Below are 19,455 nucleotides of genomic sequence, written 5' to 3' on the forward strand. Positions count from 1 at the left end.
TACTAGTATCTCACAATTTATTTGATTCCACAAATTGTTATTAGATAGTCAGATATATAGTTTAAAACTATATCCCTAAAAACTGAGAAATCACCCATCTTATTCAGAATGGATGATTTCAAGAAATTATTTAATATCAGCTTCTGCTGGTAGATAAGTGTCTCCGAAGAATTGTTTAGACAATTTTTCAAGAGTTCCGTCTTTGTAGAGTTCTTGGATACGTTTGTCTACAAATGATTTCAACTCATCTTGACCTTTAGCAAGAAGTGGGTAAACGTAAGGTTGTTGGTCGCTTGGAAGTTCAATGACTTTCAAGTTGTCCAAGCCTTGGTTCTTGATGACTGTTTCAACACCGATTTTATCAAAAATCTTGTAGTCAAACTGACCATCGCTCAAACGTACCATGATTTGTTGGAAGTCTGCCTTAGTATAGTTAAGGATAGTTGGGTTGTCCGGGTGTTCAGCGTTGTATGCTTCTAACTGCTTAGCTGATGTAGTAGCTTGAACGACTTCCGTCGATTTTCCACCGATATCAGCGAGAGACTTGATGCTAGAGTCATCTTTCTTCACTACAAGGACATTAGGGTTTTGAGCAATTGGTGCGGCATAGAGGTATTTCTCCGCACGTTCTTTAGTGTAGCTAAGATTGTTGACAGCCATATTGTAACGATCAGCGTCAAGACCAGCAAAGACACCTGACCATTCTGTCTTTTCAAACTTGACATCATACTTGTCAGAATCTTTAAAGATAGCGCGAACGACTTCAATCTCGTAACCAGTCAATTCGCCATTTTCTTCATAGATAAATGGTTTTGGCGAACCATTGGTTGCAACGATGATTTCTTTCTTGCTAGCTGCTTCTCCTTCTTTCTTAGCACCCCCTGAGCAAGCTGCTAGCACACCTGCAGCAATAAGCCCTAGGGCAGCAAGAGATGAGTATTTAACGATTTTTTTCATGTCATTTCCTCCAAAATAGAATACCTTATAATCTTAACAGAAAAAGACCATTTACGCCATTATATGATATCTATCTCTGTGATAGGTTTTCTTTATGGCTGATTTAAAAAAACAAACGCAAGACGGCAATCAAGACCACTCCGAAGAGAACTGTTCCGACTAGATTGCGGTAGCGAAAGGCTACCCAAGCTGTTGGAAAGACTGCTAAAAAGTCCAGCCATTTGATTTGAGGAAGGTTCCCAACCTTGCCTGTCACTACGCTTGAAAGAATCAAAGCAAAGATAATAGAGACGGGCAAGAACTTCAAAAAACGTTCAACGATCGCAGGCAGGCCCTTATACTTGACTAAGATGAAGGGAATCATACGGGGAATCCAGGTCACCAAGCCAGAGAAAATAACTGCTAATAAAAGATACTTACTGACCATCTAAAACCACCCCCATTGTACAACCAAGTAGCGTCGCAAACAGAACAGCTAGTGACTGAGACACCACTGTCAAGAGCAAAAAGAAGGACACCGCAACAACTGCTAGGATAATGAGCAGATTGCGGACAGGAATCCGTCTTTGCATAATCTGGAATTGCGAGGCAAAAATCCCGATAAACATGCCTACCAGAGCAAAGTCAAGACCAAAGATTTCGGGATTTGGCAGAAGACCACCTAGAGCTGTCCCAACAACCGTCCCAATAAACCAAGCCACATAGCTGTTGAGATTATTCCCATGCATCCACATAGGATTGACCCTATCTGTATGGGCCAATTCTCCCATTAAAACACCATAAGTCTCATCCGTCAAGATACTAGACATACCGATATTGTGCCAAAGACTGGTATGGCGGAAATAAGTCGATGCGTGTAAACTCAACAAAAAGAGACGCAAATTAATCAAAAAAACCGTCATAGCAATGGCAGCCACAGGCGCCTGCACTGCAATCAAGGCCAACATGGCAAACTGGGCACTCCCAGCATAAACAAAGAGGCTCATCAAGGCCATCTCAACAGGTGTCACATAGGGTGCACCAATAATCCCACAGGCCAGCCCGATACTAACATAACCTAGGGCCGTTGGCATGGCTGCCTGCGCCCCCTCCCAAAATCCTTTTTCTTTCATCTTTCTCCTCATATTGTCTTAATAAATGGGCTGAAAAGGCTCCAGCCACAGCATGGACTATTATAACACATTCAGGAAAGAGAAAAAAGTCTGCTGATTGTAGCTATCATAAAAAGACTGGCAATCCAGTCTCAAACATATATTATAGAAATTCTCCGCTAGATACTTTCACGAATATTCAAGAGCATGGCAAAGGCAACTAGAAGAAATAGCAATAAAACAAAGCTAACTGCCAGAGTTCCAAAGCTAGTAGCAATGGTTACCAAAGCTATTGTAAATAAGCTCGGTAAAACAACCGTAATAGCACCGATAGAGGATTGAACTGCTCCCATTGACTCCTCAGGTATTTGTTTAAAAATGAGTTCCTGTAATCTAGGAGAGAGGACACCTGCGAAAAAGGCATCCAAGGCACTAAAGATAAGAATCCAGTCAAAACGAACTGTGGCAAATCCTACTAGAAGAAGCAACTGGATGACAAGTGAGGCATAGAGAGCTGTTTTTATAGAAATCGTATTTTTCAAATAGCTACTCACAAGACTTCCGACAATAAGGGCTGCTAATTCAAGAGTGGATAACAAGGCAAGAGATTGACCTGTTTGTAAATTCAAAAAGGGCTGATTCCTCAAAAATAGAGTAGAAACAGGAACTGTAACATTTATCACTGCTTGACTAATAGAAATAATAAACAAAACCAAGAGCACCTGATTCATATTCCATATCAATTTCGATGATTGGAGCAAATGCTGGCAAAAGGATTTTACAGAGAGTCCTTCTTGATAGCTAATCGTTTTTTCTACTTTCAAGAGATCATTTTTTATGAAGAGGATACCTAAAAATGCGATTAAAAAGGTAAGAGCGTTCAGCAAGGAAATAAACTGGATGGATAGAATACCTAATAAGACTCCTCCTAAAATATTACTGATTGTTTTCACCAAACTAACAGTTGACTATTTAAATCCAATAGCTTCTGCCAGATGATCTTGCCCAATAATTCTAATGAAAATCGGAGTGAGCATGGCGCCTGAAAAATAACTCAATGTGTCAGACAAGAGGTTAATCAGACAAATAAATGCTACTATCAACAAGGAGAAAGACTGCCCTGAAAGCGATAGGGACACTATAGAGTAAAGCAAAAATTTTGCAAAACTAATAATTGTATATTTTAGGACACGATGATGTTGAAAATCCGCCAAAACTCCCAGAAAGATTTGTAGAACTTGGGGAAGGGTTTCTGAAATCGTGATAAGTAAAATCGCCAAAGGGGCAAAAGAGGCATCTGCCACATAATTCAGGAAGGCCAGATAAAAAATCGTATCCCCAAGCGTTGAAATCCACTGGTTGATAGTTAATTGCCTAAAATCTCTATTTTGAAGAAATACTTTCATTACAACTCCTTTTTAAATTCAAATGGGAATCTTTCCCCAAGAATAGACCGCGATACTACTAACAACCAAAATTACAGTAACATCAAAAGCTGACCAATACCATTGTAGACTATATGCAGTCCAATAGGCCAATAAATTGACTTTGTCATTCTAAATAAGACTGCAAATATAAGACCTCCACCCATATAGAAGACAAAGTCTGTCAATACCCAACCATGATTACTAATATGCAATATTCCAAACAAAGCAGCAGAACCAAGTACATCCAGTCCCCATTTTTTCCCTTTTTCCAGAGCAGTCATCACTAATCCACGATAAATCATGTCTTCAAAAATGGGACCTGCAATTACAGGATAAAAAAATACATCAAAAATGCCGTAGCTCCTGTAAAAGTAGGAGCAGCATGTTGATAAGAAATTTCATTGCGAGTAGGTGGGAAAAGAAAAAAGGTGACAAAATTCCAAACAACAAAAGCAAGCAGAGCTAGGAAGGAATAGAAAAGATAAGATTTTTTAAACTTTCTACTGTTGATTTTCTGCCATTTACCTGACCAAATCATAGCAATAAGTGCAAATAGAACCACAAGAAAGTGCAACATCATATCTGATAAATAATAGCCAAAGTTAGATAGGCCAAAGTTAGATAGGCCAAAGTTAGATAGACCAATAACAAGGTCGCTGCGTAAAACTAGACTACTGAACTTCTGGTCAGCCATGATAAGCAGAACAACTACAATAAAATAGTATTTAGAAATTATCTTTTTCATATTTCATCTTTCTAATATCCAAACACCAATAAGCTCACGATAATTAAAAAGGTATTCCACAAGATGTGAAGTGTCATTGACCAATAAATTGAACGTGTATAACGAAAAAGAATACAGAGTAGCAGACCTGCTCCTGCATAAACGATGAAGTCTGTTAACACCCATCCATATTGTAAAACATGGATGAGACTAAAGAGTGCGGAAGAAATAATGGCATCAATATAGTATTTTTTAAATTTAGATAGGGCTGTCATCAGAAGGCCACGGAAAACTAACTCCTCAACTATCGGAGCAATAAGACTGCCATAGAGAATACGTGTCACAAAATAACTAATTCCCGTCAAATTGGCTACGGCTTCTTTTATAGCACTACTATTTTGTGTGCTGGGAAAGATCCTAGTCGTTATATTTACCCACAAAAACATCAATATAAAGGAAAGAAAGAAGATACCCAGATAGGACCAACGAAACTGAAATCGACCGTAATCTTTCCAACGTTGACTCTTAACAAGAAGCACAGTACTAGCAATTCCTTCAATTACTATCAATAAAATTTGAATCCCATAAAATCCAAAATCTGATAATTGATCCACAAACTCTAATCTCACTACTAAACTAAAAATCAAGTAATAAGACATAAGTACCAAAATGGTTCCTAGGTAAAATTTCGTTTCTCCCCTTTTCATAGTTTCTTCTCCTAAATATTAGTTACGGCGTTTTCCAAACAGTCCTTCAATCAGCCCATTAGTCCAATCAAATGCCCCATAAGGTCTGGGACTAATACCTCTACCTCCCCAAGCAGGCAAAGCACTGCCACCACAACCAATATTTTCACCCACGCAAACCGAAGTGATATTTCCTCCTCTAACATCTTGCAACTCAGCTTCTGTCAATTCCATTGTTTCTGCAAATTGTAAATTTAACATCTTTTACACTCCTTCAATTATCTTCATTTGTAAACCACTTCTGCGACCTAGGATTTGCTTCAAATGTTTTACAAGGACAGTATAACACGGAAATTGGCTTATTTTAGAAAATCGCATATTTGATATTTTTTCTTGTAGCAATTTCTTATTTGTGATTTTGGTAGATTTGATTATTTCCCTGGTATAATAAAGTTACTACTGACAAGGAGGCTAATAATATGAAAAAAAGAAAAATTCAACTAATACTTCTACTCATTACCGAATGGATTATCGTCTTCCCATTTCTAACTAATTGATAAGCTCTTTGTATTGCTGCAAACGCAATTCAAAAAGGGCTATCAATTGTGGATTTTCTAATACTTGCAGAGATTGGATAAAGTATTCAATCTCTTTTTGATTGCTTCCTTTGGTTTGAAGAAAGACACTCATCTTCTTTAAAAACTGCCACGATACTTTTTCAAAAACATCGTATGGACGAAGCATGCTCTCCAACTCGGCCTCAAAGATTGGAATATAAGAAAATAGCTTACGCTCCATGAGTTCTGATATAATATTCAGAAATCCACTTTTCATATACAGTCTATTATGTACTAACTCTTTAAATTCCTTGGATTTTTCAAGTAACGAGGTTGATAAAAATATCAAATCTTGGTTGCTCAAGAAGGGCATGGTATTGCAAAAGAGATAGAGTTCAAACCAGGTCCAAGACTCAATAGCATAGAGGTAGGTGGTCAAAAATTCGCTATCCTCCTCTGCTAGCGGATAGCTTTTATCTAAGGAATGGATGGCATCTTTGATTACAATAGCATTCAAACGACGATAGGTCTCTGCCATCTGTTCTTGCTTGACCTCCTCTAATAGTTGCTCTAAACCAGCTATATCTTGGTGGGCAAAGCGATCCACAACCTTTCTACCAATTTGCATATGTAGGGATTCTTGATAATTGTTGAGCTTATGACCAAACTCATCAAAATTCATATTGATCCCTTGGATGGCTAGGATCAACTTATCCGCAGATAGCATAGACTGCCCTAGCTCAAACTTTGACAACTGAGAGGCTGTTAGTCCAGTACAAGCCACATCTGACTGCTTGAGTTTTCTAGCCAAACGTAATTCCTTGTAAAATTCCCCCAATTCCATTCTCTCAATCATCTTGCCACCTCCTATTTTTTATATAGTATATCATTATTTACACTCATTTGTCAAAATATTCTGACAGTTAAAAAAGGAAAACAGCCAGCTTTAAGCTGACTCCTTATTCTATGGTATCAAAAGCGAGACTTGGTTTTGCATTGAGATCCAAGCTTGCAAAGTTTTCTTTGTTCCACTCGCTGACGCTGGCGTAGGCAATCATACCTGCATTGTCTCCGCAGAGGCGCAGTGGTGGGATGATAACCTTGACATCTGTGATTTCAGCTGCTAGGCGTTCTCTGAGACCTTTATTGGCTGCCACACCACCTGCCACGACAAGGGTTTTAACAGGGTATTTCTCCAAAGCCTTCTTAGTTTTTGCCATAAGAATATCCAAGACAGCTGCTTGGAAGGAAGTACACAAATCCTCTGTGGACAAGCTTTCTCCCTTTTGCTCGGCATTATGGTGAAGATTGATAAAGGCCGATTTCAAACCTGAGAATGAAAACTCCAGATTATCTTCCTTAATCATGGCACGAGGGAAATCATAAATATCCTGCCCCTGATGAGCTAGCTCGTCAATCTCACGACCAGCAGGATAGGTCAAGCCCATGACACGGCCAACCTTATCATAGGCCTCGCCAACCGCGTCATCTCGCGTTTCCCCAACAATCTTGTAGTCACCAGCCTCAGAAACATAAACCAACTCTGTGTGTCCACCGCTAACCAAGAGGGCTAACAAGGGAAACTCCAAAGGCTCTACATTTTGAGCTGCCATGAGGTGACCAGCCATGTGGTTAACAGGGATAAGTGGAAGTCCATGAGCCCAAGCAAAGGCCTTGGCAGCTGACAAACCAACTAGTAAGGCTCCGACCAAGCCCGGTCCATAGGTAACCGCAACAGCTGTCACGTCCTCTTCGGTAATCCCTGCTTCTGCTAGTGCCTCCTCGATACAGGCTGTAATGACCTCGACATGGTGACGACTGGCTACTTCAGGCACTACGCCCCCAAAACGTTTGTGGCTCTCAATTTGACTAGCAATGACATTGGACAAGAGCTGGTCGTCGTTTTTCAAGACGGCGACACTGGTCTCATCACAGGATGTCTCAAATGCTAAAATATATCTATCCTTCATCTATTTCTCTCTTCATGATAATGGCGTCCTCGACTGGGTCATGGTAGTAGGCCTTTCGCTCAGCGATGACTGCCATCTTTTCTTTCTTGTAAAATGCTTGCGCTCGTTGATTTGACTTTCTAACTTCGAGGAAAATCTCCTTGTCTGTCGGCAATTGAGCAAACAAGGCTGACGCAATCCCCTTACCCTGATAGGCTCCTTTAACAGCGATTTGCAAGACTTCTGCCTCAAAGATATTTTCCTGCACAGCTAGAAATCCAATCACTTCGGTCCCATCATAAGCCAGAGCATACCAAGTCTGATCTTGAGCTAGGTCTGCTTGGATTTGTTCCAGAGTCCAAGGACTGACTGGGTAAACAGCTGCCATGACAGCGTAGATGTCTTGAGCCAAGTCAGGTTGCTGTTGAGTTCGTTTGATTTCTATCATAGGCGTTTAATGTAAGACTCGCCAGATTCGGTGTGATTCTTGAGCCAGTTTTCCTCAGCCTCGACACGCTTGAGGTAGTTCGGCACAAAATCATGCAAGGAGTCTGCTTCCTTGTCCCAAGCCAAAAGAGCAAGATTGGCTGCATTAGGCAAGGTTTCTTTGTAATTATTCCTTGGCAAGTGTTCTTGAATCTGCTCCACAAAGGGGTCAACTTCTCCGACAAAGGTTACCTGACTAGCACCCTTGATTAGCTCGATGACTCGCTCAAATGGCAGGTGCCCTTCTGGCATAACAGGCTGAGCATTTTCATAGAATCCTGCGTAAACATTGTTGCGACGCGCATCCATCAAAGGAACGAACAAGCCTTCTTGTTGGTAGGGCACCAGAGCCAAGAGGCTAGACATACCAACTAACTCAATGTTCAGAGTATGAGCCAGCGTCTTAGCAGTGGCTACCGCGATTCGTAAACCTGTGTAGCTACCTGGCCCTTCCGCCACCACGATTCGGTCCAAATCCTTGGGCGTCCAATCCAAACTTGCCATCAAAAAATCGATGGCTGGCATGAGGGTAATACTGTGATTTTTCTTAATATTAATCGTCGTCTCGGCAAGAACCTGCTTGTCCTCTAAAATAGCGAGAGAAAGAGCCTTGCTGGACGTATCAAAAGCTAATACTTTCATAACATATTCCTATCTTTTGGTCTGCTTACTATTATACTACAAAAGCTGGCACATGGGAATTTTCTTTATCCCCAAACAAAAATGCCCCAACATAGGCAGGGCATCTAAGCATTTAATCCAAAGTAAAATACAAACCAAACGACATAGGTTACGAGGAGGAGAAAAATCGAGTAGAGAGTCACAAAGGTAATTTTCCAAAGAACTTGCTTTGTCGTCGTTCCAGTTTGGCAAATAGAAGATTCCCTCCATAAACGCAAGCAACAAAAACAATAAAAGCTACCAAGCGAGCTCCGATAGCAAAAGCAAATAAGTTATACATAGGGCAACCTCCTTGACTTAAAAACTATATGGAATTATGACAAGCAATAAATTTCACTTCCGTTATCAATATAACACATTTTCTTCGTTTTTGCAAGCGCTTACTAAAGAAGCCGAGCTGTGACTTTCTCGTTTCCGTCTTTTACTAATTTTTCATTTTGTGGTATAATTGAAATAATTGTAACGAATCAAGGTCAATCTAAACACAAAATGGAATGAAATCAAGCAAATCTATGCTAAAAGTTTGGAATAAGCTGACCTGTAAATAGAAAGGAACTATATGATTTACAAAGTTTTTTATCAAGAAACAAAAGAACGTAGCCCACGCCGTGAAACAACACGCGCACTTTACCTAGACATCGATGCCAGCTCAGAACTTGAGGGTCGTATCGCTGCTCGCCAACTTGTCGAAGAAAATCGCCCAGAGTACAATATCGAGTATATCGAACTCTTGTCTGACAAATTGCTAGATTACGAAAAAGAAACTGGCGCCTTCGAAATTACGGAGTTCTAATATGGCCTATACTCTTAAACCTGAAGAAGTTGGCGTTTTTGCCATCGGTGGTCTGGGAGAAATCGGGAAAAACACATACGGAATTGAATACCAAGACGAGATTATCATCGTCGATGCTGGGATTAAATTCCCAGAAGATGACTTGCTGGGTATCGACTATGTCATTCCTGACTACTCTTACATCGTAGACAACATCGACCGCGTCAAGGCTATTTTGATTACCCACGGACACGAGGACCACATCGGTGGGATTCCATTCCTGCTCAAGCAAGCAAATGTCCCAATCTATGCTGGACCACTTGCCTTGGCTTTGATCCGTGGGAAACTCGAAGAACACGGCCTCCTGCGCAACGCCAAACTTTACGAAATCAACCATAACACAGAGTTGACCTTTAAAAATCTCAAGGCAACTTTCTTTAGAACTACTCACTCTATTCCAGAGCCTTTGGGGATTGTCATTCATACTCCTCAAGGGAAAATTGTCTGTACGGGTGACTTCAAGTTTGACTTAACACCAGTTGGTGAACCAGCAGATTTGCACCGTATGGCTGCGCTTGGTGAAGAAGGTGTACTCTGTCTCCTGTCTGACTCGACAAATGCAGAAATTCCAACCTTTACCAACTCTGAAAAAGTCGTTGGCCAATCCATCATGAAGATTATCCAAGGCATTGAAGGACGTATCATCTTTGCATCTTTTGCCTCAAATATCTTCCGTCTCCAACAAGCAACAGAAGCCGCTGTTAAGACTGGACGTAAGATTGCGGTCTTTGGTCGCTCTATGGAAAAGGCCATTGTCAACGGAATTGAGCTTGGCTACATCAAAGCTCCTAAGGGAACCTTTATCGAGCCAAATGAAATCAAAGATTATCCTGCAGGCGAGGTTCTGATCCTCTGTACAGGTAGTCAGGGTGAACCTATGGCAGCCCTCTCTCGTATCGCCAACGGAACCCACCGTCAGGTGCAACTCCAACCAGGTGATACCGTTATCTTCTCTTCAAGTCCAATCCCTGGAAACACGACTAGCGTCAACAAACTGATTAACATCATTTCTGAAGCTGGTGTCGAAGTTATCCACGGTAAAGTGAACAATATCCATACATCTGGACACGGTGGTCAGCAAGAGCAAAAACTTATGCTCCGCTTGATTAAGCCAAAATACTTCATGCCTGTCCACGGTGAATACCGCATGCAGAAAGTCCATGCTGGACTAGCGGTGGATACTGGTGTCGAGAAGGACAATATCTTTATCATGAGCAATGGTGATGTGCTTGCCCTTACTGCTGACTCAGCTCGTATCGCAGGCCATTTCAATGCCCAAGACATCTATGTCGATGGAAATCGTATCGGTGAAATCGGTGCTGCTGTCCTCAAAGATCGTCGTGATCTATCTGAAGACGGTGTCGTTCTAGCAGTCGCAACTGTTGACTTCAAATCGCAGATGATTCTGTCTGGTCCAGACATCCTCAGCCGAGGCTTTGTCTACATGAGAGAGTCCGGAGACTTGATTCGCCAAAGCCAGCGTATCCTCTTCAATGCCATTCGTATCGCACTGAAAAACAAGGATGCTAGCGTTCAATCTGTCAATGGTGCCATTGTCAACGCCATTCGCCCCTTCCTTTATGAAAATACAGAACGTGAACCGATTATCATCCCAATGATCCTCACACCAGATGAAGAATAAATCATAAAACAGCCCCGATTTTCGGAGCTGTTTTTCTCTATGCTTTCTTTTGAGATTGAAACTCAATAAAAATCGAAATCAGACTAGAAGGCTAGGCGAAAGCATAACTTGAGTTAGGTGAGCCGAAGCCGACGACGTATTATTTTGATTTTTGAAGAGTTTTAGAAATACTACGATTTTTACCTTCCAAATACACCATCAAAATAGAAATATCTGCTGGGTTTACACCCGAAATACGGCTGGCTTGGCCGATGGTTTCTGGATTGATGAGTTTGAACTTCTGACGGGCTTCTGTCGCGATAGAATCAATATCATCCCAGTCAATATTGGCTGGAATGCGTTTTTCTTCCATGCGTTTCATCTTAGCAACCTGATCCATGGCTTTGGAAATATAGCCTTCGTACTTGATTTCTGTTTCAATCAATTCGATAATCTTGTCATCCAAGTCCTCTGCAGCTGGTCCGATGAAAGCCACCACATCTTGATAAGAAACTTCTGGACGGCGAAGGAATTCCTTGGCTGTCACTGCATCTGTCAACGGCTTGAAGCCCATCTCCTCAACCTTAGCATTGGTTTCCTTGACTGGCTTGAGTTTGATACTGTCGAGACGCTTCATCTCATTTTCAAATTGATTTTTCTTGATTTCAAAGCGAGCCCAGCGTTCATCATCCACAAGGCCAATCTCGCGTCCCATCTCTGTCAAACGCATATCAGCATTGTCATGGCGAAGAATGAGACGGTATTCAGCACGACTTGTCAAGAGACGATAGGGTTCAATAGTTCCCTTGGTCACCAAGTCATCAATCATGACCCCAATATAACCGTCACTACGCTTCAAAATCAACTCAGGCTTGCCTTGGACTTTCAAAGCCGCATTGATACCCGCGATAATCCCTTGACCTGCTGCTTCTTCATAACCTGATGTTCCATTTGTCTGACCAGCAGTGAAAAGTCCTGAGATTTTCTTGGTTTCCAAAGTCGCACGCAACTGGTGAGGTAAGACCATGTCATACTCAATGGCATAACCTGTTCTCATCATCTCTGCATTTTCCAAACCTTTGATGGAATGAACCAAGTCACGCTGGACATCCTCAGGTAGACTGGTTGAGAGGCCTTGGACATAGACTTCCTCTGTATTGCGCCCTTCTGGCTCAAGGAAGAGTTGGTGGCGTTCCTTGTCCGCAAAGCGCACAATCTTGTCTTCAATTGATGGGCAGTAACGAGGTCCCACTCCCTTGACCACACCTGTAAACATAGGCGCACGGTGGAGGTTATTTTGGATAATCTCATGACTGGTACCATTGGTATAGGTCAACCAGCATGGCACTTGGTCTTTGACATAATCCTCATCACGCGAAGTGTATGAGAAGTGATTAGGCGCTTCGTCTCCTGGCTGAATCTCTGTCACATCGTAGTTGATAGAAGAAGCCTTGACACGTGGAGGTGTTCCTGTCTTGAAACGACCAATTTCGAGGCCCAGTTCCTTGAGATTGTCAGCTAGGTTAATAGAAGCCAAGCTGTGGTTAGGACCTGATGAATACTTAAGATCTCCAATGATAATTTCCCCACGGAGGGCCGTCCCTGTAGTCACGATAACAGCCTTAGCAGCATACTCTTGATGGGTCGCTGTACGAACACCGACAACTTTGCCATCTTCAACCAAAATCTCATCAATCATGGTCTGACGAAGGGTCAGATTTTCTTGATTTTCAACCGTCTTGCGCATTTCCTTGGAGTAAAGCTCCTTGTCAGCCTGCGCACGAAGGGCACGGACAGCTGGCCCCTTCCCTGTGTTAAGCATCTTCATCTGAATGTAAGTCTTATCAATGGTTTTGGCCATCTCGCCACCGAGGGCATCAACTTCACGCACAACGATCCCCTTGGCAGAACCACCGATAGAGGGGTTACAAGGCATGAAAGCCAGCATTTCAATGTTGATAGTCGCAAGCAGGACCTTACAGCCCATACGGCTAGCGGCCAAGGAAGCCTCAACCCCAGCGTGTCCCGCACCAATTACAATAATATCGTATTCTTCAGTAAAATTATATGTCATTTCTTAACCTTTCAAAAATTTCTCGTAAATAAGGAACTAACTTCTCCTCCTCTAGAGCTTGAGCCATAGTAACCCATTTAAAATGCGTATGCTCTTCAGGATCTAATCGGATAATTGGCTTCTCCCCAACCCACTCTGCTTTATAAACTAAGCGAGTAAAGACAGTATCCTTAGAGGTATCCAGTTGACTATCTTCGTGAAGAAGTTTGAGCGAACTGCTATCTAGCCTAACTCCCGCTTCTTCAATGCATTCTCTAAGAGCACCATCTCGCGGAAGTTCACCCTTTTCAACCCCGCCACCAGGAATATCCCAGTAAGTTGGATAAACGTTGGGTTGTCCTCTTTTAATTTCCGAACGCTGAATGAGCAAATAATCACCACCACTATGAACAAGTACATGGGCAATAAGCTTAACCATCCTTTTCTCTCCTATTTCTCAAGATGAATGTGTCTTAGTTGGCCGTCCCAATCTGGCAGGGCTGTTTTTAAAAAGGCTGGAACTAGCTGGATATTCTGGAGCTGGTCCAAATCAATCCACTCACAGGGCTGACTTTTCTCATCTTCCTGCATGGTCAATGGGGCATCTTCAAGCAAGTCCACCAGATAATGAAACTCAATGTTGTGATAGGAAACACCGTCTTGTTCAAAACGATTTTCAACCACAAAAGCTAGCTGCCCAGCTTGAGCTTTAACACCCAGTTCTTCCCTCACTTCGCGGACTACCGCTTCTTCCGTTCTTTCATTGACTTGAATCGCACCTCCAATTGTGTAATACTTTCCCTTGTCTTTGGTAACTAGGAGCTTGCGATTTTGGACAATCAAGGCTGTCGCCCGAACACCAAAAACTGTATTTCCTACTTTTGTCCGAAAGTCTTGCTGAGTCATTCTTGTCCTTTCCCTTAAACGACACAAAAACAGTCAAAACTCCAAAGAAGTGCAGGACAAAAAAGCCTGCAACATCCATGAGCTTTGACCATCATTTCTATTGCTTTTATTATTGTAGCAAATTGAGAAAATTTGTCAATCTAAATGTACTGACAAACTTGTCCATCGCGGTAGGCATTGTCAATCAAACCACCACCGAGACACTCTTCGCCATCGTAAAAGACAACTGCCTGTCCTGGTGTGATGGCGCGTTGCGGTTCCGCAAAGATGACCTCTGCCTTGTCTCCTTTGACATGCACTGTCACTTTAGAATCCGGCTGACGATAACGGAATTTAGCTGTGCATTCTAGCGTAAATTCTTCTGGCATATCACGAGTAAAGTGGACTTGACTGGCTTCTAGACTGGTTGACATGAGCGAGTCATGGTAGAAACCTTGCCCGACATAGAGAATGTTCTTACTTAGGTCTTTTCCGACAACGAACCAAGGGGCATTGTCACCTCCGTGTTGCCCACCGATACCGAGACCTCCACGCTGACCAATCGTATAGTACATAAGACCTGCATGCTCGCCCATATCGCGACCATCTACAGTCATCATGCGACCTGGCTGAGCTGGCAGGTAGTTGCTGAGAAAGTTTTTAAAGTTCTTTTCTCCGATAAAGCAAATCCCTGTCGAGTCTTTCTTCTTAGCAGTCGCAAGGCCTGCTTCTTCTGCTAGTCTGCGAACTTCAGGCTTTTCCAAATGCCCCAGTGGGAACATGGTTTTTTGGAGTTGTTCTTGCGAAAGTTGGCTAAGGAAATAGGTCTGGTCCTTGCCATTGTCCACACCACGAAGCATGTGAACTGTTCCATCCTCATCACGCGCCACTCGGGCATAATGCCCAGTCGCTACATAGTCTGCCCCCAAGGTCATGGCATAGTCCAAAAAGGCCTTAAACTTGATTTCCTTGTTACACATAACATCTGGATTTGGCGTACGTCCTGCACGGTATTCCGCTAGGAAATACTCGAAAACGCGGTCCCAGTACTCTTTTTCAAAATTGACAGAGTAGTAAGGAATGCCAATCTGGTCTGCCACCGCAGCCACATCCTTGTAATCTTCGGTCGCCGTACAGACGCCGTTTTCATCTGTGTCATCCCAGTTCTTCATGAAGATACCGATCACATCGTAGCCCTGCTCCTTGAGAAGAAGAGCCGTCACCGACGAATCAACACCACCACTCATCCCCACGACAACACGTGTTTTAGAGTTATCACTCATGGTAAGTCTCCCATCTATTCGTTTATTCACGATTGAAGGTCGTGTGTGCTTCACGATTGAAGGTCGCTTGAGCAGTATTCATTATAACATGCTTGATTAGAGAAGACAAGAAAGAGGGTGATAATCAACGAACCACTGGTTTTTATTGATAAAAACTTTAGTCATCATCGTCTCTATAAAAATATTTTCTATACACTCTTGATAATACCAAAATTAATGCCAATATCATACCAAGAGCTATAATAATAGAATTTATTAGATTTATTTTAGTATATCCAATCACTAGTCCAATAATTGGACTAGTAGACATGCTTAGATATAATAAAAATAACAAAAAATGAATTTCACCAATTCCTGCAAAAAAATGTTTCATTTTAAATATCCCAATTTTACCTTTCGTCTTAATAATCCATTAACAACTCTATTGACTTCTCTTTTTTTTGAAAAATCTTGATAGCAAATTTGCTCCACTTAATGCCACTAAAATTTCAATAGGCAAAAAATAGTAATCCCATATCAAATGAGAAATCAGCAATGTTAGAAATAGTATACAGTCAATATAACTATTCTGAAAATACTCTGTAATTACATAATACAGAAATGCCACAACCACTGCAATTAAAACAACCATCATAATACTATTATCCTGTCCTTCTCACTAACTCTATTTCCAAAATTTCATTTTTGGGGGACTTAGTAACGCAATTCCAATTAGCAATACACCTAATATAAATAAAAGTATTTCCCAAAATTTATTCTCAGTTTTAATAAAGATACCATATCTATCTCATTTCTTATTTTTAAATAATTCGTACTCTTTTTCTCTGATAAAGGGAAGTGAGAAATTAGAAAAAATTAGTAGAATTGAAAACAGATATTCGTCTTTTTGTATCACTAAAACATAACCTAAAAATATATAGATAATCAAATCTAGTACAAAAAGAGAAAATATCCTCCTTTTCATTACCTTACTTGTCTTAAAAATTCCGTTTAATAGAAGCTTTATCGTAGTATCTACACAAATTTTTATCAAAAAGATAAGAGCCAATACACGATTATCAACTGTACCATGAAGAATAAATGGAAATATAGTTAATATAAAACTAGAAATCTCTAAATATTTTATCCAAGGAGATTGAGACATCTTACTTTTAAACTGACTGATTTTCCTATACTCGCTAGCTAATCTAGTATCAAAATCTTTACCAATTATATTAAAGATTAAGAACTCCAGGATAAAAATACTGATTAATACGATATAAGTAGAAACCTTTCCTGGGAAATATTTATTGATTAAAATCGGGAAAATCATTAACAGAATTGAGTTTATGGCTAGACAGATAGATACTATTTTATTTTTCACTGAATATATAGGGAGCGATACTATCGCATAGAGAAACGCTAAAAAAATAAGCAAGAAATACTCAGTGCTGCTAATTAGCGGCGCCCTTAATGATAAAAATAGATAGGCCCCCCACACGATGATATGCGCTTTACGAATTGACTCTAGATTACTCATGCTTCTTCCTCTTATCCTTGGTTCCATTTTTAAACTATGTCAACCTTTTTCACGAATTTATTTCGACTTTCTTTTTTACTTTTTACATTGCTATGATACAATATTTTTAATAGGATTTTATTATTTGTTAACTTTTTTCACGAAAAGGAGTAAATCATGCGTTATGATTTCGGAAAGGTCTATAAAGAAATACGTGAGTCAAAGGGGCTGACCCAAGAAGAGGTCTGTGGGGGTGTTCTCTCAAGAACTAGCTTATCAAAAATCGAAAGTGGCAAGACAACCCCAAAATATGAAAATATGGAATTTCTTCTCCGTCAAATCAATATGAGTTTTGAAGAGTTTGAATATATCTGTCAACTTTATCAACCAAGTCAACGCACAGAGATTATGCAAACCTATCTCAATATGCGTTCCATTATCGGGACCAGCGATCTTGTCAATTTAATTCAAAAATGCCAAGACTACCTCAAGACCCACCACGATCTCCCTGTAGAAGAAATCAGAGACATGCTTGAAGTTGTCATTTATATCCGTCAACACGGGACAGGGGAACTATCAGATCACGCAGAACAGGTTGTCAAGAAACTTTGGAGGAAAATTGAAAAACAAGATACATGGTATGAGAGTGATCTGAAAATCCTCAACACCATTCTTTTCAGTTTTTCCATTGATCACCTCCATCTCATTACTGGAAAAATCCTGCAACGCTTGGAAGTCTATAAAAACTACCAACATTTATATGACTTACGAATGGCAATCCTACTCAACCTTTCCACCATTTACTTATACAATCAAGACAAAAACATGTGTAAGCAAATCTGCTACACTTTACTAGAAGATGCCAAGAACAAGAAAAGCTACGATAGGCTTGCTATCTGCTATGTCCGTATCGGGATTTGTACGGATGATGCTAAACTTATCCAAAAAGGTTTCTCACTTCTAGAGCTGACCGAGGAAACTTCTATGCTGTCTCATCTCAAAAAAGAAGTAGAGACCTATTATCAACCAAAGAAATTATAAAAAAGTCGAGGGGGTTCCTCGACCTTTTCATATTATTCTGTTCGTTATTTCTTAATACCATCCGTTGTTAAGCCAGAAGTTTTTAGCTCTGCCAAGCCACATGGTGTGCTTACTACTATGTGTCCATGTCACCATGAATCGCCGAACGATTTAACGAGAAAGTATGACTTTTACGTTTATCCCAACTCAATTATGACATCTTTTTTCAAAAGTCAATATCTCTCACTTTTTTAACGATAAGAAAGAGGCTGTCAATCGACCAACCTCTTATTCTGAACCTATCAATCTATCACTTTCTAGCTTCATTCGCTTTCTTAGCAACTGCAATCTGGTATTTCACTTGGTCAAATCCTGTACCTCCCAAGGAATTTCGTCTTTGAACAGCAGTTTTAGGTTGCAAGTAGACATAGATATCCTCGGCAATGAGGGAATGATAGGTTTGCAATTCCTCCAAAGTCCAATCTTGAATATTTTTAGCAGACTTGATAGAGTCTAGCACTAATCTTCCTACAACCTCATGAGCTTCTCTAAATGGCAAGCCTTTTCCTGCCAAATAATCTGCCAACTCAGTCGCATTTGAAAAATCCTTCTCTGTAGACTCTTGCATTTTTTCCTTATTTACCTGCAAGCTAGATAACATACCTGCCAACACATCAAGGGAATTTAAAATCGTTTCGACCGTGTCAAACATTCCTTCCTTATCCTCTTGCAAATCCTTATTATAAGCTAAAGGCAAGGACTTCATGACTGTCAATAGTCCAAACAGATTCCCATAAACTCTACCAGTCTTTCCTCGAATCAACTCAGCCATATCTGGATTTTTCTTTTGTGGCATAATAGAGGAACCTGTTGTAAACGTATCTGACAAGGTAATGAATTGGTACTCAAAACTACACCAATTGATCATTTCTTCGCAAAAACGGCTCATATGCATCATGAGTATGCTGGCGTTGGATAGAAATTCTAAGATAAAATCGCGGTCACTAACAGCATCCAAAGAATTTGTATAAGGTTGCTTAAACTCCAGCAAATCGCTAGACAATTGGCGATCAATGGGGAAAGTCGTTCCCGCCAAAGCCGCCGCACCTAGAGGGCATAGGTCTGTATGCTTCTGGTTAAATCCAAAACGTTCACTGTCTCTTTGAAACATATTGTAGTAAGCCATCAGGTGGTGGGCAAAACTAATAGGTTGGGCATGTTGCAGATGGGTATAGCCCGGCATGATTGTCTCCACATGATTTTCCGCCAAGTCTAATAAAACACCTTTGAGATGAGCTAGTTTATCTAGGACATGACCTAGTTGTTCCTTGAGATATAAGTGCATATCTGTCGCAACTTGGTCATTTCGAGAACGAGCTGTATGTAGCTTCCCTGCAAGGGGACCAATTTTTTCTGTCAACAACACTTCCATATTCATATGAATATCTTCGTTTGCGATATCAAAGTCAAGTTGGCCTGCCTCTAGCTCTTCTAAAAGCTCTTTCAAACCTTCTTGAATCTTTTCTGACTCATTCAAACTCAAAATACCCGTCTGACCCAACATCTGAACGTGGGCTAAGGAACCAATCACATCAAATTTAGCTAATTTCTGGTCAAAAGATATACTCGCACCAAAGCGCTCTACCCAGTCTTCGACAGTACCTTCAAAGCGACCACCCCATAATTTTGTATTCTTAGCCATATC

At 40.8% G+C, this 19,455-nt stretch carries 20 protein-coding genes and 3 pseudogenes; 3 read left to right on the forward strand and 20 right to left on the reverse strand.

Translation table 11 applies throughout. The features are described from left to right. Positions 1-126: 126 nt before the first annotated feature. The 12 genes and pseudogenes from SMSK564_RS10320 to SMSK564_RS13515 all read right to left on the reverse strand — a co-directional run bounded on the left by SMSK564_RS10320 (position 127) and on the right by SMSK564_RS13515 (position 8,838). On the reverse strand, positions 127-957 hold the full coding sequence (locus tag SMSK564_RS10320; protein WP_000724939.1) for an amino acid ABC transporter substrate-binding protein: 831 nt from the start codon (positions 955-957) through the stop codon (positions 127-129). Between the two features lie 103 nt (positions 958-1,060). Beyond that, positions 1,061-1,384: an AzlD domain-containing protein gene (locus SMSK564_RS0102895; protein ID WP_000253930.1), complete on the reverse strand. Its 324-nt coding sequence runs from the start codon at positions 1,382-1,384 to the stop codon at positions 1,061-1,063. Continuing rightward, complete coding sequence (locus SMSK564_RS10325) at positions 1,374-2,069, reverse strand: AzlC family ABC transporter permease (RefSeq protein ID WP_000659733.1); 696 nt, start codon at positions 2,067-2,069, stop codon at positions 1,374-1,376. The genes SMSK564_RS0102895 and SMSK564_RS10325 overlap by 11 nt, the downstream gene beginning before the upstream one ends. A gap of 158 nt (positions 2,070-2,227) precedes the next feature. Next, a pseudogene (locus tag SMSK564_RS13350) lies at positions 2,228-3,454 on the reverse strand (MFS transporter). A gap of 71 nt (positions 3,455-3,525) precedes the next feature. Further along, a pseudogene (locus tag SMSK564_RS10335) lies at positions 3,526-4,220 on the reverse strand (lysostaphin resistance A-like protein). 11 nt (positions 4,221-4,231) lie between these two features. After that, entirely contained in the window at positions 4,232-4,906 is a 675-nt protein-coding gene (locus tag SMSK564_RS10340; RefSeq protein ID WP_000820071.1) for a CPBP family intramembrane glutamic endopeptidase, read from the reverse strand. An 18-nt stretch (positions 4,907-4,924) separates the two neighbouring features. Then, complete coding sequence (locus SMSK564_RS10345; protein WP_000933477.1) at positions 4,925-5,146, reverse strand: hypothetical protein; 222 nt, start codon at positions 5,144-5,146, stop codon at positions 4,925-4,927. A gap of 288 nt (positions 5,147-5,434) precedes the next feature. Next, complete coding sequence (locus SMSK564_RS10350) at positions 5,435-6,298, reverse strand: XRE/MutR family transcriptional regulator (RefSeq protein WP_000572856.1); 864 nt, start codon at positions 6,296-6,298, stop codon at positions 5,435-5,437. 103 nt (positions 6,299-6,401) lie between these two features. Further along, on the reverse strand, positions 6,402-7,412 hold the full coding sequence (gene tsaD, locus SMSK564_RS10355) for a tRNA (adenosine(37)-N6)-threonylcarbamoyltransferase complex transferase subunit TsaD (RefSeq protein WP_000655075.1): 1,011 nt from the start codon (positions 7,410-7,412) through the stop codon (positions 6,402-6,404). Beyond that, positions 7,402-7,839, reverse strand: coding sequence for a ribosomal protein S18-alanine N-acetyltransferase (rimI, locus tag SMSK564_RS0102910; RefSeq protein WP_000569860.1), 438 nt, complete (start codon positions 7,837-7,839; stop codon positions 7,402-7,404). The genes tsaD and rimI overlap by 11 nt, the downstream gene beginning before the upstream one ends. Then, the gene (gene tsaB, locus SMSK564_RS10360) at positions 7,836-8,519 is read right to left on the reverse strand and encodes a tRNA (adenosine(37)-N6)-threonylcarbamoyltransferase complex dimerization subunit type 1 TsaB (protein WP_000865704.1); all 684 of its coding nucleotides are present in this window, start codon (positions 8,517-8,519) and stop codon (positions 7,836-7,838) included. The genes rimI and tsaB overlap by 4 nt, the downstream gene beginning before the upstream one ends. A 104-nt stretch (positions 8,520-8,623) precedes the next feature. Beyond that, positions 8,624-8,838 (reverse strand): annotated as a pseudogene (locus tag SMSK564_RS13515) (hypothetical protein). Between the two features lie 279 nt (positions 8,839-9,117). On the opposite strand from SMSK564_RS13515, the gene SMSK564_RS10365 reads away from it, so the two are divergent. Both SMSK564_RS10365 and rnjA read left to right on the forward strand, forming a co-directional pair. Further along, the gene (locus SMSK564_RS10365; protein ID WP_000639572.1) at positions 9,118-9,351 is read left to right on the forward strand and encodes a DNA-dependent RNA polymerase subunit epsilon; all 234 of its coding nucleotides are present in this window, start codon (positions 9,118-9,120) and stop codon (positions 9,349-9,351) included. Position 9,352: 1 nt separating this feature from the next. After that, positions 9,353-11,032: a ribonuclease J1 gene (gene rnjA / locus SMSK564_RS10370; protein WP_000331959.1), complete on the forward strand. Its 1,680-nt coding sequence runs from the start codon at positions 9,353-9,355 to the stop codon at positions 11,030-11,032. 139 nt (positions 11,033-11,171) lie between these two features. Here the strand turns inward: rnjA and mnmG are convergent, their stop codons facing one another. From mnmG to SMSK564_RS10395, 7 genes are all read right to left on the reverse strand, one after another. Next, positions 11,172-13,085 (reverse strand): tRNA uridine-5-carboxymethylaminomethyl(34) synthesis enzyme MnmG, encoded by a 1,914-nt coding sequence (mnmG, locus tag SMSK564_RS10375; protein WP_000221906.1) that lies wholly within the window; start codon positions 13,083-13,085, stop codon positions 11,172-11,174. Further along, positions 13,075-13,503, reverse strand: a complete 429-nt coding sequence (locus SMSK564_RS10380; RefSeq protein ID WP_000239794.1) for an NUDIX hydrolase — start codon at positions 13,501-13,503, stop codon at positions 13,075-13,077. The genes mnmG and SMSK564_RS10380 overlap by 11 nt, the downstream gene beginning before the upstream one ends. 11 nt (positions 13,504-13,514) lie before the next feature. Continuing rightward, on the reverse strand, positions 13,515-13,970 hold the full coding sequence (locus SMSK564_RS10385; RefSeq protein WP_000193656.1) for an NUDIX hydrolase: 456 nt from the start codon (positions 13,968-13,970) through the stop codon (positions 13,515-13,517). A gap of 140 nt (positions 13,971-14,110) precedes the next feature. Beyond that, positions 14,111-15,232 carry a tRNA 2-thiouridine(34) synthase MnmA gene (gene mnmA, locus SMSK564_RS10390; RefSeq protein WP_001282953.1) on the reverse strand — a complete coding sequence of 374 codons (1,122 nt, stop codon included), beginning with the start codon at positions 15,230-15,232 and terminating at the stop codon, positions 14,111-14,113. Positions 15,233-15,389: 157 nt separating this feature from the next. Next, entirely contained in the window at positions 15,390-15,605 is a 216-nt protein-coding gene (locus tag SMSK564_RS13760) for a hypothetical protein (RefSeq protein ID WP_050264282.1), read from the reverse strand. A gap of 48 nt (positions 15,606-15,653) precedes the next feature. Then, the gene (locus SMSK564_RS13765) at positions 15,654-15,866 is read right to left on the reverse strand and encodes a hypothetical protein (RefSeq protein WP_000989848.1); all 213 of its coding nucleotides are present in this window, start codon (positions 15,864-15,866) and stop codon (positions 15,654-15,656) included. Between the two features lie 153 nt (positions 15,867-16,019). Continuing rightward, positions 16,020-16,751 carry a hypothetical protein gene (locus SMSK564_RS10395; protein ID WP_000067191.1) on the reverse strand — a complete coding sequence of 244 codons (732 nt, stop codon included), beginning with the start codon at positions 16,749-16,751 and terminating at the stop codon, positions 16,020-16,022. A gap of 156 nt (positions 16,752-16,907) precedes the next feature. Here SMSK564_RS10395 and SMSK564_RS10400 point away from each other — a divergent pair, with 156 nt between their 5' ends. After that, positions 16,908-17,771 (forward strand): helix-turn-helix domain-containing protein, encoded by an 864-nt coding sequence (locus tag SMSK564_RS10400; protein ID WP_001268176.1) that lies wholly within the window; start codon positions 16,908-16,910, stop codon positions 17,769-17,771. Positions 17,772-18,060: 289 nt separating this feature from the next. Here the strand turns inward: SMSK564_RS10400 and argH are convergent, their stop codons facing one another. After that, entirely contained in the window at positions 18,061-19,452 is a 1,392-nt protein-coding gene (gene argH, locus SMSK564_RS10405; protein WP_001107623.1) for an argininosuccinate lyase, read from the reverse strand. Between the last annotated feature and the right edge of the window lie 3 nt (positions 19,453-19,455).

This window comes from Streptococcus mitis SK564 (genome assembly GCF_000148525.1).
Taxonomy (GTDB): domain Bacteria; phylum Bacillota; class Bacilli; order Lactobacillales; family Streptococcaceae; genus Streptococcus; species Streptococcus mitis_H.

What these genes read in the sequence shown, in the direction of transcription:
- SMSK564_RS10350 (WP_000572856.1), bottom strand. Translation starts at nt 6,298, where the DNA reads ATGATTGAGAGAATGGAATTGGGGGAATTTTACAAGGAATTACGTTTG.
- SMSK564_RS10385 (WP_000193656.1), bottom strand. Translation starts at nt 13,970, where the DNA reads ATGACTCAGCAAGACTTTCGGACAAAAGTAGGAAATACAGTTTTTGGT.
- SMSK564_RS10380 (WP_000239794.1), bottom strand. Translation starts at nt 13,503, where the DNA reads ATGGTTAAGCTTATTGCCCATGTACTTGTTCATAGTGGTGGTGATTAT.
- SMSK564_RS10345 (WP_000933477.1), bottom strand. Translation starts at nt 5,146, where the DNA reads ATGTTAAATTTACAATTTGCAGAAACAATGGAATTGACAGAAGCTGAG.
- SMSK564_RS0102895 (WP_000253930.1), bottom strand. Translation starts at nt 1,384, where the DNA reads ATGGTCAGTAAGTATCTTTTATTAGCAGTTATTTTCTCTGGCTTGGTG.
- SMSK564_RS10400 (WP_001268176.1), top strand. Translation starts at nt 16,908, where the DNA reads ATGCGTTATGATTTCGGAAAGGTCTATAAAGAAATACGTGAGTCAAAG.
- SMSK564_RS10340 (WP_000820071.1), bottom strand. Translation starts at nt 4,906, where the DNA reads ATGAAAAGGGGAGAAACGAAATTTTACCTAGGAACCATTTTGGTACTT.
- rimI (WP_000569860.1), bottom strand. Translation starts at nt 7,839, where the DNA reads ATGATAGAAATCAAACGAACTCAACAGCAACCTGACTTGGCTCAAGAC.
- rnjA (WP_000331959.1), top strand. Translation starts at nt 9,353, where the DNA reads ATGGCCTATACTCTTAAACCTGAAGAAGTTGGCGTTTTTGCCATCGGT.
- mnmA (WP_001282953.1), bottom strand. Translation starts at nt 15,232, where the DNA reads ATGAGTGATAACTCTAAAACACGTGTTGTCGTGGGGATGAGTGGTGGT.
- SMSK564_RS13765 (WP_000989848.1), bottom strand. Translation starts at nt 15,866, where the DNA reads ATGATGGTTGTTTTAATTGCAGTGGTTGTGGCATTTCTGTATTATGTA.
- mnmG (WP_000221906.1), bottom strand. Translation starts at nt 13,085, where the DNA reads ATGACATATAATTTTACTGAAGAATACGATATTATTGTAATTGGTGCG.
- SMSK564_RS10395 (WP_000067191.1), bottom strand. Translation starts at nt 16,751, where the DNA reads ATGAGTAATCTAGAGTCAATTCGTAAAGCGCATATCATCGTGTGGGGG.
- tsaB (WP_000865704.1), bottom strand. Translation starts at nt 8,519, where the DNA reads ATGAAAGTATTAGCTTTTGATACGTCCAGCAAGGCTCTTTCTCTCGCT.
- tsaD (WP_000655075.1), bottom strand. Translation starts at nt 7,412, where the DNA reads ATGAAGGATAGATATATTTTAGCATTTGAGACATCCTGTGATGAGACC.
- SMSK564_RS10365 (WP_000639572.1), top strand. Translation starts at nt 9,118, where the DNA reads ATGATTTACAAAGTTTTTTATCAAGAAACAAAAGAACGTAGCCCACGC.
- argH (WP_001107623.1), bottom strand. Translation starts at nt 19,452, where the DNA reads ATGGCTAAGAATACAAAATTATGGGGTGGTCGCTTTGAAGGTACTGTC.
- SMSK564_RS13760 (WP_050264282.1), bottom strand. Translation starts at nt 15,605, where the DNA reads ATGAAACATTTTTTTGCAGGAATTGGTGAAATTCATTTTTTGTTATTT.
- SMSK564_RS10325 (WP_000659733.1), bottom strand. Translation starts at nt 2,069, where the DNA reads ATGAAAGAAAAAGGATTTTGGGAGGGGGCGCAGGCAGCCATGCCAACG.
- SMSK564_RS10320 (WP_000724939.1), bottom strand. Translation starts at nt 957, where the DNA reads ATGAAAAAAATCGTTAAATACTCATCTCTTGCTGCCCTAGGGCTTATT.